Source organism: Sphaerisporangium aureirubrum (assembly GCF_042658925.1).
Taxonomy (GTDB): Bacteria; Actinomycetota; Actinomycetes; order Streptosporangiales; family Streptosporangiaceae; genus Sphaerisporangium; species Sphaerisporangium aureirubrum.
Window position 1 is genome coordinate 157,580 of sequence record NZ_JBHSRF010000005.1, and the last position, 12,282, is coordinate 169,861.

At 70.4% G+C, this 12,282-nt stretch carries 10 protein-coding genes and 1 riboswitch; of the genes, 2 read left to right on the forward strand and 8 right to left on the reverse strand.

The window, feature by feature from the left end:
* Nucleotides 1–158 precede the first annotated feature (158 nt).
* From ACFP1K_RS05545 to ACFP1K_RS05570, 6 genes are all read right to left on the reverse strand, one after another.
* Nucleotides 159–1,178 (reverse strand): LacI family DNA-binding transcriptional regulator, encoded by a 1,020-nt coding sequence (locus tag ACFP1K_RS05545; protein WP_380747574.1) that lies wholly within the window; start codon nucleotides 1,176–1,178, stop codon nucleotides 159–161.
* Nucleotides 1,179–1,208: 30 nt separating this feature from the next.
* Entirely contained in the window at nucleotides 1,209–2,645 is a 1,437-nt protein-coding gene (locus tag ACFP1K_RS05550) for a GH1 family beta-glucosidase (protein WP_380747576.1), read from the reverse strand.
* On the reverse strand, nucleotides 2,642–3,514 hold the full coding sequence (locus tag ACFP1K_RS05555) for a carbohydrate ABC transporter permease (RefSeq protein WP_380747717.1): 873 nt from the start codon (nucleotides 3,512–3,514) through the stop codon (nucleotides 2,642–2,644). Before ACFP1K_RS05555 ends, ACFP1K_RS05550 begins: the two co-directional genes overlap by 4 nt.
* 5 nt (nucleotides 3,515–3,519) lie before the next feature.
* Nucleotides 3,520–4,497, reverse strand: coding sequence for a carbohydrate ABC transporter permease (locus ACFP1K_RS05560; protein ID WP_380747579.1), 978 nt, complete (start codon nucleotides 4,495–4,497; stop codon nucleotides 3,520–3,522).
* 373 nt (nucleotides 4,498–4,870) lie between these two features.
* Nucleotides 4,871–6,184 carry an ABC transporter substrate-binding protein gene (locus ACFP1K_RS05565; protein WP_380747581.1) on the reverse strand — a complete coding sequence of 438 codons (1,314 nt, stop codon included), beginning with the start codon at nucleotides 6,182–6,184 and terminating at the stop codon, nucleotides 4,871–4,873.
* 458 nt (nucleotides 6,185–6,642) lie between these two features.
* On the reverse strand, nucleotides 6,643–7,323 hold the full coding sequence (locus tag ACFP1K_RS05570; RefSeq protein ID WP_380747583.1) for a CHAP domain-containing protein: 681 nt from the start codon (nucleotides 7,321–7,323) through the stop codon (nucleotides 6,643–6,645).
* A 9-nt stretch (nucleotides 7,324–7,332) separates the two neighbouring features.
* Nucleotides 7,333–7,480: riboswitch (cyclic di-AMP (ydaO/yuaA leader) on the reverse strand.
* 326 nt (nucleotides 7,481–7,806) lie between these two features.
* Between ACFP1K_RS05570 and ACFP1K_RS05575 the strand changes: the two genes are divergently transcribed.
* Both ACFP1K_RS05575 and ACFP1K_RS05580 read left to right on the forward strand, forming a co-directional pair.
* Nucleotides 7,807–8,793 carry a hypothetical protein gene (locus ACFP1K_RS05575; RefSeq protein WP_380747585.1) on the forward strand — a complete coding sequence of 329 codons (987 nt, stop codon included), beginning with the start codon at nucleotides 7,807–7,809 and terminating at the stop codon, nucleotides 8,791–8,793.
* A complete protein-coding gene (locus ACFP1K_RS05580; RefSeq protein ID WP_380747587.1) occupies nucleotides 8,790–10,010 on the forward strand; it encodes a DUF6716 putative glycosyltransferase in 1,221 nt (406 codons plus the stop codon). Before ACFP1K_RS05575 ends, ACFP1K_RS05580 begins: the two co-directional genes overlap by 4 nt.
* Before the next feature lie 37 nt (nucleotides 10,011–10,047).
* Here the strand turns inward: ACFP1K_RS05580 and ACFP1K_RS05585 are convergent, their stop codons facing one another.
* A complete protein-coding gene (locus ACFP1K_RS05585) occupies nucleotides 10,048–11,325 on the reverse strand; it encodes a polysialyltransferase family glycosyltransferase (protein WP_380747589.1) in 1,278 nt (425 codons plus the stop codon).
* Nucleotides 11,322–12,281 carry a glycosyltransferase family 2 protein gene (locus ACFP1K_RS05590; RefSeq protein WP_380747591.1) on the reverse strand — a complete coding sequence of 320 codons (960 nt, stop codon included), beginning with the start codon at nucleotides 12,279–12,281 and terminating at the stop codon, nucleotides 11,322–11,324. Before ACFP1K_RS05590 ends, ACFP1K_RS05585 begins: the two co-directional genes overlap by 4 nt.
* Nucleotide 12,282: the final 1 nt, after the last annotated feature.

The following is a 12,282-nucleotide window of genomic DNA, read 5'->3' on the forward strand; positions in this document are numbered from 1 at the left end:
CGGGGCGGCTCTGGCAGGCCGTGGGGCGCCCGGAGGTGGCAGGGCGGCCCTGGAGGATGGGGCGCCCCTGGAGGGCGGGAGCGCCGCGCGCCGGGCATGGCTGAGCACCGGATCGGCCGCCCTTGTCGCGGGCGGCCGGGTCCGGGGCCGGGACACGGTCAGGCCGAGCCGCGCTCGACCAGATGGGTGTCCAGGATGACGACGGGCTGCTCCAGCCGTTCGCCGTTGATCCGGGCGACGAGGAGCTGGGCCATCTGGCGCCCCATGTCCTCCGACGGCTGGTGCACGCTGGTGAGCGGGGGCATGCAGTGCGCGGAGATGGGTGAATCGTCGAAACCGATCACCGCCACGTCGCCGGGGATGGACTTGCCGCGGTCCTTGATCACCCGCATGGCGCCGATGGCCATCGGATCCGAGGCGGTGAACACCGCGTCCAGGGTCGGGTGCTCGTCGAGCAGCCGTCCCATCGCCTCGGCCCCGCTGGGCTCGCCGAAGTCGCCGAACGCGACGAGTTCGGGCATGCCCGTGGCCAGCAGCGCGTCGCGGTACCCGGCCAGACGGTCGACGCCCACGCCCATGTCCTGCGGACCGGCGATGGTGGCGATGCGGCGCCGCCCCTTGGCGAGGAGGTACTTGACCGCCTGCCGGGCACCGGCCCGGTTGTCCATGTCGACGAAGCTGTAGGGGGTGAACCCCACGGGCCTGCCGCCGAGGACGGTGGGCACGCCCATCTCCTCCAGCCGCCCGGGCAACGGGTCGGCGCCGTGCAGCGAGATCAGCAGCACGCCGTCGACGTGCTGGCCGGTGAGATAGAGCTCCAGCCGCTCGTGCTCGTCCCTGGACTGCGCCATGGTGAGGATGAGCTGGAGCCCTGTCTCCGACAGCGACGAGCCGATGCCGCGGATGATGCCCGCGAAGAACGGCTCGTCGAAGATCCGCTGCTCGGACTCGGACACGACCAGGGCGATCGTGTCCGTTCGCCTGGTGACCAAGGTGCGCGCCGCTCGGTTGGGTACGTAGCCCAGCTCGTCGATCGCCTGCTGCACCGCTTCCCGTGCCTTCTCGCTCACCTTGGGTGAGCCGTTGATGACACGCGAAACGGTGCCCCGGCCGACGCCGGCGCGAGCGGCGACGGCCTCCAGGGTCGGTCGCGCTTCCGAGCGGCGGTCCCCGTTCATGAAAGGTGCCCCCTCCTTTTCACCTAGGCCTTATTCTGCCGGAGCGCGGAGACCGCCCTGGCGGATGGTGTCGGCGTACCACGCCGCGCTGGCCTTGGGGGTTCTCCGCTGGGTGGGGTAGTCGACGTAGACGATCCCGAACCGCTTGCCGTACCCCCACGCCCACTCGAAGTTGTCCATCAACGACCACGCGAAGTATCCCTTGAGAGGGATTCCCGCCTCAATGGCGGCGTGGCAGGTTCGCAGGTGCGCCTCGATGTAGGCCAGGCGCTCCAGGTCGTTCACCTGCCCGTCCTCCTCGACGACGTCCTCGAAGGCCGCGCCGTTCTCGGAGATGACCAGCGGGATGCCGGGGTACTCGCGGTGCACGCGTTGCAGCACCTCCAGCAGGCCGGCGTCGTCGATCTCCCAGCCCATAGCGGTGACCGGCCGGCCGCCGTTGACGAACGACACGTCCTCGCTGCCCGGCCACGGCGACCCGGCCCCGGTGGGGGCGGCGGCGGCGGACGCGGCCCCGCCCGGCTTCCCCGAGACGGTGAAGCGGCTGTAGTAGTTCACCATCAGCGTGTCGAACGGCGTGCCGATGGTCTTCATGTCACCGTCCTCGATGAAGTCGATGGCGGCGACCTTGCTCAGGTCCTCCAGCACGTCCTCGGGGTAGGAGCCCTTGAGCAGCGCGTCGAGGAAGAACCGGTTCTGCAGCCCGTCGATGCGCCGGGCGGCGTCGAGGTCCTCGGGGGTGTCCTCGGCCGGAGTGATGGCGTACAGGTTGACCGAGCCGCCGATCTGCGCGCCTGCCCCCTGGGCGCGCAGGGCCTGCACGGCGAGGCCGTGCGCCAGGTTGAGGTGGTGCGCGGCCCGTACGGCCGACTGCGGGTCGCGGCGCCCGGGGGCGTGCTCGCCGGAGGCGTAACCGAGGAACGCCGAGCACCACGGCTCGTTCACGGTGCTCCAGTTGCGGACCCGGTCCCCGAGAGCTTGGTGAACGCAGGCTGCGAAGTCGGCGAAGCGCTTCGACGTGTCGCGCACCGGCCAGCCGCCGAGATCCTCGAGCGCCTGAGGCAGGTCCCAGTGGTAAAGGGTCAGCCAGGGGGTGATGCCGTGGTCGAGCAGCTCGTCGACCAGGCGGCGGTAGAAGTCGAGCCCGGCCTGATTCACCTCGCCGGCGCCCTTCGGCTGGATGCGCGGCCAGGAGACCGAGAACCGGTACGCGGTCAGGCCGAGGTCGGCCATGATCGCCACATCTTCACGATACCGGTTGTAGTGGTCGATGGCGACGTCCGCGTCGTCGCCGCCCAGCACGCGGCCGGGCTGCCGTACGAACGTGTCCCAGATGGAGGTGCCGCGCCCGTCGGTGCTGGTCGATCCTTCGACCTGGTACGCCGACGTGGCGGCGCCCCAGACGAAATCGGTCGGGAAGACCAGGGCGGGGGCGTCGATCTGGGGTTGAGTCTGCTGCGTGGTCACGCTTTGACCGCACCTTCCATGAGTCCGCCGACGATCTGCCGGCCGAACGCGATGAATACGACGATGAGCGGTAGGACGGATAGGGCCGTTCCGGTGAAGATCAGGACGTAGTCCGTGGTGTGCGCCGCAGTCAGGAAGCTGATGGACACCTGGACGGTGGGGTTGTCCGGGGTGAGCACGATCAGCGGCCACATGAACTCGTTCCAGTTGAGCATGAACGTCTGCAACGCCAGCACGGCCATGCCGGGCCGTACCGCGGGCAGGATGACGTTCCACCAGATCCGCATGGTGGAAGCGCCGTCGACGCGGGCCGCCTCGACGAGCTCCTCCGGCACGGCCTGCTGCGTGTACTGCGTCATCATGAACACGCCGAAGCCGTTCAGGAGATACGGCAGGATGACGGCCTTGAGGGTGCCGACCCAGCCGAGGTCCACCATGAGCTGGTAAAGCGGGACGATGCCCATCTGCTGCAGCGGCACCATCATGGTGATCAAGATGGAGCCGAGCAGGATGTTGCGCCCGCGGAACTGCAGGCGGGCGAAGGCGAAACCCGCGAACGTCGAGATGATCACGACGGAGATCGTCACCGTGCTGGTGACGATCAGCGAGTTGAGCAGCCCCTGCAGGAAGTGCGCGTCCTCGGTGGCGAGCACCCGGGCGATGTTCTCGCCGAGGTTGCCGCCGGGGAGCAGGATGGGCGGCACGTTCACCGCGTCGGCGTTGGTGCGCGACGCGATGATGATCATCCAGTAGATCGGGAAGATCGACAGGATGACCGTGACGCCTAGGGCGATCTTGGTGAGCGGTGTCGCGAGAAAGGGGTCGCGCTTGTCGGCGCGCCGCCGCGACGTGGTGCCGCTCTGGGCGATGGCGGTCACTTGGTCCCTCCGATCCGGCGGACGAACGTGTAGTTGATCGCCACGCCCACAAGGATCAGCACGAACAGCAACCACGCGGCCGCCGCCGCGTACCCGTAGTCGAAGTCCCGGAAGCCCTCTTTGACGATATACATGGCGATTGTCTGGAATTGTCCGGTACTACCACCTTCCATTCGGTTGCTGCCGAACATCACCGGTTCGGCGAACAAGGTGAGCCCGCCGATGGTGGAGATGAAGACGGTGAAGATGATCGTCGGGCGGATCATCGGGAGCGTGATGCTCCAGAACTGCCGGCGGGGGGACGCCCCGTCGATCGCCGCCGCCTCGTACAGGTCGCGCGGGATGGTCTGCATGCCGGCCAGGTAGATGATCGCGTTGTAGCCGGTCCAGCGCCAGTCGACCATGGTGGCGATCGCGGTCCACGAGGACCACTTGGCGTTCTGCCAGTTGATGTTCTCCACGCCGAAGGAGCCGAGGATCCAGTTGATCATGCCGAAGTCGCGGCCGAACAGCTGGGTGAACACGATGGCGACCGCGACGACCGAGGTGACCAGGGGGATCAGCACGCCGAGGCGGAAGAAGAGACGCCCGCGCAGCCGCTTGTTCAGCGCGTTGGCGAGCATCAGGGCGAGGACCAGCTGCGGCACCGTGGCGAGGACGAAGATGCCGACGGTGTTGATGACGGCGTTCCAGAACGCCTCGTCGGTCAGCAGGCTGGTGTAGTTGGCGAGGCCGGTGAACTCGGCGTCACCGCCGGCCAGCTCGTAGTCGTGCAGCGACACCCACAACGTGAAGATGAGCGGGAACAGCCCGAAGATCGCGAAGAGGATGAAGTACGGCGAGATGAGAAAGTACGGGGTGGCTTTCAGGTCCAGGTTCGACAAGAAGCGGCGTGTCGGCCGGTTCTGATGGCGCCCCGGCCGGGGCCGCACCGGCGCCGGATCCGCCCGCTGCGTGTGTAGGTTGACGCTCATCGGAATTCCGGGGCGGGGATCCCTGGCTCACGGCCATGGGAGCGCGGCCCCTTTCTCCTTCGCTCGTGGGTGGCAGTCGGTGGCCCGTCCACCACGCCGCCGCGTCCGGTGGCGGCGTCGCGGGGCCGGAGACGTAGACGCTCGGCCGCTGCGGAAGGCCGTCTCGCCGGACGCGGCGTAAAACCGCGTGCGACCAGCCCTGTCACAGGGAGGTCTTCGGAGGTCGTCCGTGCGGAAAAGGTCAATGAAGTCGTCCTTTCGGCGGTCGGCGCGAAGGGCGGCAGCGCGTGTCCCGCTGCCGCCGCTCGCTCGACGGAAGGTCACCGGCCCGCTGGAGGGTCGCCACGGCGGGCCGGTGACGTCGATGGGAAGATCAGCCCGCCGCCTTCTGCCCGGCCTCGACGAACTTCTGCCAGGCCTGGTCGTAGGGCACCGCGCCCTGGTCCATGCCGATGACGACCTGCTCGACCGCGGCCTTCACCTGCGCGTGCTTCTCACCGAGGAAGGTCGGCTGGAGGCTCTTGATGGACGGGCCGAAGATCTCGCCGATCGGCGCGTTGTTGAAGTACTCGTTCTTGGCACTCTGCAGCTCAGGGTTGTCCTGGGCCGGGATCGTGCTCGGGAGGTTGCCGCCCTCCTTGAACGCCATCAGCTGAGCCTCGGGGCTGGTCAGGTAGCTGGCCAGCTCGGCGGCCTCCTTCGGGTGCTTGGACTGCTTGGGCACGGCCAGCCAGGAGCCGCCCCAGTTGCCGCCGCCACCGGGCACGGTCGCGACGTCCCACTTGCCCTTGAACTCGTCACCGGCGGTGCCGGAGACCACGCCGAGCATCCAGCCCGGGCAGCCGAGCGTCGCGAACTGCGACTTGACGAATCCGGTGTTCCACGGGTCGGTGAAGTTCTGCAGCTTGGCGGTGAGGCCCGCCTTGCTGATCTTCTGCGTGAAGTCGAACGCGGTCTTGACCGCGGGGTTCTTGTCGGCGATCAGCTGCTGGTTCTTGTCGAAGTAGGTGACGTTGCCGTTCTTGGCGGCCTCCTGCGACAACACCACGTTGTAGATGGTGTTGACGCTGTCGACGAACTTCGCGCCCTTGGCCTTGCCCTGGAACTGCTGGCCGACCTTGATGAAGTCGTCCCACGTCTTCCACAGCCCGGACACCTCGGCCCGGTCGGTGGGCAGGCCCGCCTTCTCGAACAGGTCGGTGCGGTAACAGATGCTCATGCCGCCGACGTCGGTGCCGAGGGCGAAGAGCTTGCCGTCGGCGTTGATGCCGTTCTCCCACTTCCACGCGGGGAAGTCGGCCTGGCGGCTCTGCACGCCGTACTGGCTGAGGTCGGTGAAGAACTGGGGACGGGCCTTGGCCAGACCCATGCCGCCCTCGTCGATGCCGACGACGTCGCCGGCACCGGTGCCCGACTGAAGCCACTGCAGCATCTGCGGCCAGTACACGTTCTCGAAGCTATCGGTCAGGTTGTTGTACTTGACCTGGACGTTCGGGTGTTCCGCGTTCCACTTCTCCACTGCGGCCTTGTAGCCGAAGTTGGTGCCTCCGCCGAAGGTCTGCAGAGTAAGGGTGATCTTCTCCGGCGCCGCTGACGACGCGCCGCCTCCTTCGCCGGAGCCTCCGCCGGACGAGCATGCGGCAGTGATGCCAAGCGCGACCGTCATCACCGATGCGACCGCGAGCATCCTGCCGCGGCGCATTGTGTTCATCATTCCGGACCCCTCTCAAGGTGGTTGCCCGATCATTGGGAGATGCATCGAGGGCCGGCCCCGACAGTCGGGCCCCGCGATGTGCTGGATCCCTCAGTCGTGAACCGCGGGTGGCATGGTCCCGCGGGCGAGATTTGGGAGCGCTCCCACGAAGGGTCCCCGACGGGCAACGCTGGCGTCAATATGCCGAAACCTAACTGTTACTCCTGAGGTTCCCAGAAGCATGGAATGTGATGATAAGCGGCAAAAAGGCCATTGCCGGTATTGGGAGCGCTCCCATCGCTACCGGCACAGTCCTCCGCAAAAGACAGACAAGAAGGTGCCGCCGCACGGCCGGTTGCGGGCTGGTTCGGCCGTGCGGCGGCGGGAAGGGCGGGCGTCCCTGGGAGTGGGTGATCTGGAACGCCCGCCCGGTTCGTGCGGGGGGTCCGCGGTCAGGCCGCCGCGTAACTCGGGTAGCCGTAGCCGGCCACCTGGTAGGTCGGGCGGGTGCGGATCTCGACCACGCCGTTCCCGGTGTTGCCCTCGACGGTCTTGATGGTGCCGTCACCGTTGTCCTGGACGACGAACCCGACGTGGTCGATGCCGTCGATGCCGCCGCCGTTCCAGTCGAAGAACACCACGGCGCCGGGCTTGGGTGCGGTGCCCCAGCGGCCCTGGGCCTCGAACCACTTGGCGTGCTGGACGGTGTAGGCGTCCTGGCCCATCGTGTCCTGGATGCCGAGCTGCTCGCCGACCCAGGAGACGAACATGTCGCACCACGCCGCGTTGGCGTAGTCCGAGATCTTGCCGGTGTCACGGGCGATGGTCTGCTGCGCCCGGGGGCTCGCCATGTACCATGCCTGGAACTTGGTGCCACCCCCCGCGCTGTCCTCGGAGATGCCGACCTGGGACTCGGCCAGGCGGAGCACCTGCTCGGCGGTGACCTTGCTCACCGAGCGAGGCTCGCCGTGCGCCTCGGCGGAGGCGACCTTGGCGATGGCGTCGGACGGCGGGCCGTCGGCGTGGGCGAGCGCGGTTCCGGTGACCACCTGGGCCATGACGAGGCCACCGAGGGCCAGCCCGATCACGCGATGTCGTGGGGCGTCCATGAGTCGCTGCGTGAACGTTGACAAAGGGAGAGCTCCTTCTTCCAAAGGCGCCTACCGGGTTAGCTGACGGGTTCGGGCCTGGAAGTCGCCCTACGGCGCGCCTGTGGGAACGGCGCTCCGATTCACCCCGGAAAGGTGGGTCCCCGGCTCCGCGTGGGAGCGGACTCGGCGTCCGGAGCGTGATGGCGGGAGATGGATCTCCGCGGCGGACCTGTCTCGCTCCGGCCTGCTCCCGGACCAGGAAGTTACCTGTTCAGGCGTTTCCTAGACCAGGAGTCCCCTCACAGTAATACATCGGACAAAGAGGCGCAAACAGGACAAACCACTTAGGCTGCTCCGGCCTGGAGACGGCAAACCTATGGGCCTCACCAGGGGCCCCGCGCCGCATGACCTTCGCCTGTTGTCCGCCGTTCACCGGACGTTACCCGCCGCGTAGGGTCGTGGCACTAGGTTGCCTACGTCGTGAACGTCTCATTACCCGGCGTGGAGAGGATCGGTCGAAGCCGCGTGCGGGAGCAGGGGTCGGCCGTCGCCTGGGTGGAGTCGCCCCTCCAGCTGCTCTGCGCGGTCGAGGCGAGGTACGCCGGAGTGGTGGGGCCCGGTCTCCAGGTGATGGCCAGGGCGAAGTTGCCGGGGCTGCGGGTGACCCGCAGGGAGCTGGCGTCCCTCGCGCTGCCCGAGGGCCTGCGCCTGGACACCGCCGAGGAGCGCATGCCCCGGCCGGGCCGCCGCGAGTCCTGGGTGCTCGGCGACGCCTTCTCCGGCCGCATGCAGCTCACCGCGCTCGGCTCCGTGCCGCGCCGCATGGTCGTGGTCGACGACGGCCTCGCCACCATCCGCCTGCTCGAACTGCTCACCGCCCGGCCGGGCACGCCCCTGCTGCGCGCCCGCGCCGACGCCACCTGGTCGCGCCGGGCCCTCGGCACCGCCGCCGCGCTGCGCCTGCGCGCCGCCGCCCGCGCCGGCAGGCTGACGATATTCACCGCGCTGCCCGTCCCCGCCGCGCTGGCCGCGTCGGTGCGGAGCCTCGGGGCCGAGCTGATCACCCACGACTTCGCCTGGCTGCGCTCCCAGCCCGCCGCCGCGCACCCCCGCCCGCCGGAGAGCACTGTCGTGCTCGGCACCTCGCTGGTGCGCAACGGGCTGATCCACCGGGATCGCTACTTCTCGTGGCTGTTCGCCCTGGAAGGCCCGGTGGCGTACTATCCGCACCGGCGGGAAGATCCCGGAGATCTCGCCGCGGTGCGCGACCATCCCGGGGTCACCGTGTACGACGGCGGAGCGCCGGTCGAGATGACCCTGCGTGACCTGCGGCCGGGCCAGCGCGTGCTCAGCCTGCCCTCCACCGCCGTGACCTCGCTGCGCGTGCTGCTGTCCGCGCGCGGCGTGCCGGTGGAGACCGTCGACGTCCCGGACGACTGGTGGACCCCCACGGCCACCGACTCGCTCCGGTCCCACCTGCAGATGTTCGCGCACGAAAGGGCTGCTCCTTGACCCGGGTTCTCGCCGTCGCCGACTCCGACAGCTATCTGAAGTGGGCGGCGGGCCTGCTCGACCAACTCCCGGCGGACTGGACGCGGACGCTCGCCGTCGTGCGGACGCCGATCACCCCGTCCGAGGCGCAGATCGCCGCCGCGGTCAGCGGCACCGGGTACGCCGCGGGCGACCCGCCGGCCGTGGCCTCCGCGCGGGGGCTGCGGCGCCTCGCCGAGCGGACCAGGCCGGACGTGGTGCTGGTCGCCTGCACCGGGCCGGTGGTCGACGTGCTGGTGAGCGGCGTGTTCGACGGGATGAGCCCTCGCCCGGTGTTCGTGTCCGGCCTGCCGGGCATCTCGATCCCCGCCACCGAGAAGGCGTGGCTCTTCCGCGGCGGCTGCGACCTGTTCGTCGTGCACAGCGGCAAGGAGGTCGACGAGTTCGGCCGCATCGGCAAGGAGCTCGGCGCCACCGGGACCGTCGCGCTGGCCCGGCTGCCCTACCTCGACCACGCCACCGCCCGCCCGGCGTTCTCCGCGGCGGGCGACCGGGTGGTGTTCGCTACCCAGGCCAAGGTGCCGCGGCGGCGCGAGGAGCGCGAGGGCATCCTGCTGGCGCTGGCCGCGCTGGCCGCCCGCCGTCCCGACCTGGACGTGGTGGTGAAGCTGCGGGCGCTGGAGACCGAGCGCCAGACCCACAACGAGCGGCACCACTACGAGCGGCTCTGGCGCGACCTCGCCGAGGCCGGGACCGTGCCCGCCGGGGCGGTGCGGTTCGCCGCCGGCGCGATGCACGAGCACCTGGCCGCGGCGGCCGGGTTCGTCACGGTCAGCTCCACCGCCGCGCTGGAGGCGATCGCCGCCCAGGTGCCGCTGCTCGTGCTGTCCGACTTCGGGGTCAGCGCCGAGATGATCAACCTGGTGTTCGAGGACAGCGGCTGCCTCGGCACCCTGGACGAGCTGACCTCGGCCGACTTCCGCAGGCCGTCCCCCGCCTGGTGCGACGCCAACTACTTCCACGCCCAGGGGGCCAGCGACTGGGTGCCCCGGCTGGCCGCGCTGGTGACCGAGGCGCGGGCCGGGCGGCTCGCCCCGGTGCGCCCCCTGCTGGACGGCCCCGCCCACGCCGCCGCCCGCCGCAGGGCCCGGCTGCGGGTGGAGCTCCCGCCGAACGTCCTGCGCGCCGGCTACCGCGCCAGCCGCCGGGTCCGCCGGTACCTGAAGGCGCTGAGCTGAGGAAAGGCGCCGGTCCCCGCGGGGGACCGGCGCTCGATCAGCGGGCCAGCGCGCGGCGCAGCCGTCCGAGCGCGCTCGGACGGCCCGCGCGGCAGGGCGGCGGTGCGTCGGCGAGGCCGAGCGCGGCCAGGCGCCGGTTCTTGAAGTAGCGCGGCTGCGCGCCGTGCTCGGCGAGATAGCGCGCCGTGGCCTCGCGCAGCTCGGGGTGCTGCTCGCTCTGCATGCAGTACCCCACCGCCTCCACCAGCCCGGGCAGGTCGGCGGGCGGCGGGTCGGTGATCGTGCCGTCCTCGGCCAGCCGGGGCAGGGTCGCGTCGATGATCGTGGCGGGGACGCGGTTGCTGTTCTCGTACGGCGCGAGGCGCTCCAGCACCGTCTCGCACCCCATCGTGGCGACCTGCGCGCCGAACAGCCGGTGCGAGGTGATCAGCGCGGTGGAGAAGCACCCCACCACCAGCCGCGGGCGCAGCGCCTTGACGCACACCTCGGCCGGCACGGTCTCCCCGGCGACCCGCAGGTCCACCCCGAGGTCCGCCGCCGCGGCCCGCATGCGCCTGGCGTGCCGCCGCCCCGCCGCCGGGTGCGGCTTGAACAGCACGGTGGTGTGCCCGCGCGCCGCCACCGCCCTCAGCATGGCCGTGTGCATCGCGGACTCCTCGTCGCCGGTGAGGATGCCGAGCGCCGACAGGTACTGGCCGAGGATCACCGCCTCGCCCTCCAGGTCCGCGGGCGCGTGGATCGCCCCGATGACCTCGGCGAACGCGGCGTCCGGCACCGCCTGGGGCGCGACGCCCGCCTCCCGCAGCAGCAGGGGGGCGAGGCCCGGCACCAGGTCCAGGTGGAGCAGCCGGGTGATCCGCCCGGCGATCTCCGAGGGCAGCGGGTCGCGGGTCGGGCCGTAGCTCATCAGCCCGTCGGAGTACACCGTGATCGGGCAGTCGCGGATCAGCGCGGCCAGCGTGCGGGACGGCGGGACCGCGATCGACTCCACGATCAGTTCGGCGGGCCCGTCGCCGAGGCCGAGGTCGGAGCGCAGCAGGCGGCCCAGCATGGGCAGCTCGGCCTGGCGGGCCTTCCAGTCCGACGGGTGCAGCGGCGCCACGATCTCGTTCCAGGACCGCACGTCGTCGAACCTGGACCGGATCGCCGCGAAGCCCTCGGTCTCGTCCACCCCGGGGGTGATCTCCGGGATGGCCGCGTTGTTGGACACCAGCAGCAGCCGCCGCCCGGCGCGCGGCCCGAACCGGCCGTCGTCGATGGCCGCGGCCAGCGTCATGGCGCCGAACAGCGTCGAGCTGTAGAAGACCTGGGTCACGGCTGGCGCACCTCGGCATACGCGTCGTCGGGGAGCAGGGGCCGCAGCAGCGCGGCCCGCTCTGGTTCCAGCCCGCTGCCCGCCACCAGCTCCGCCGGGAGCCCGGCCAGCAACTCCCCGGCCCGCGCGGTGAAGCGCCCGCGCAGGTCGGGGGAGAACCGGTCGATCAGCTCCAGGTGGTGGGCCAGCAGCGCGCAGAAGCTGCGCACCGCCTTCGGCAGCAGGTCCTCCTCGGCGCGGACCTGCGCCAGCACCATCTCGAAGGCGTCGAAGAAGTGCAGCTGGCGCTCGTCGCCGATCTGGGTGAGGGAGTTCGGCACCAGCCGCCGGTAGAACACCCCGGCCAGCGAGACCGCCGCGAACGACCGCGCCTCCCGGTGCAGCCGCCAGATCCACGGCCGGTCCTCGGCGGTGTGCAGGTGGCCGGGGAACGTCAGCAGTTCGCCGAGGTCGCGCCGGTAGATCCCCGCCCAGGCGTAGGGGTAGTCGACCATCGTCTTGGCGTTCAGCGGCAGGATGCCGTCCCGCGGCTTGAGCACCACCCCGCGGCGGTGCTCGGGCGCGCGGTTCAGCGTGCGCTTGCGCCCCTCCACCTGCACGTGGTCGACCCGGACGAAGTCGCAGCCGAGCCCGTCGATCGCGGCGACCAGCTGGGTGAGGTACCCGGGGGCCAGCCAGTCGTCGCCGTCCAGGAACGTCACGTACCGGCCGGAGGCCAGGGACAGGCCGAGGTTGCGCGCGTCGGCCAGCCCGGCCGGCACCGTGTTGCGCAACACGGTGAGGCCGGGCAGCTCGTCCCGGACGTCCTCCACGATCAGCGGCGTCTCGTCCGCCGAGCCGTCGTCGACCACGATGAACTCGAAGTCGGCCCGCGCGTTGCGCACCAGGGAGGTGAGCGCGTCGGAGATGTACGGCTCGGCGTCCCGCACCGGCACGATCACGGACAGAGTGATCACA

Excerpts from the sequence above, each read along its gene's own strand:
- ACFP1K_RS05545 (WP_380747574.1), bottom strand. The coding sequence starts at position 1,178 with ATGAACGGGGACCGCCGCTCGGAAGCGCGACCGACCCTGGAGGCCGTC.
- ACFP1K_RS05560 (WP_380747579.1), bottom strand. The coding sequence starts at position 4,497 with ATGAGCGTCAACCTACACACGCAGCGGGCGGATCCGGCGCCGGTGCGG.
- ACFP1K_RS05565 (WP_380747581.1), bottom strand. The coding sequence starts at position 6,184 with ATGCTCGCGGTCGCATCGGTGATGACGGTCGCGCTTGGCATCACTGCC.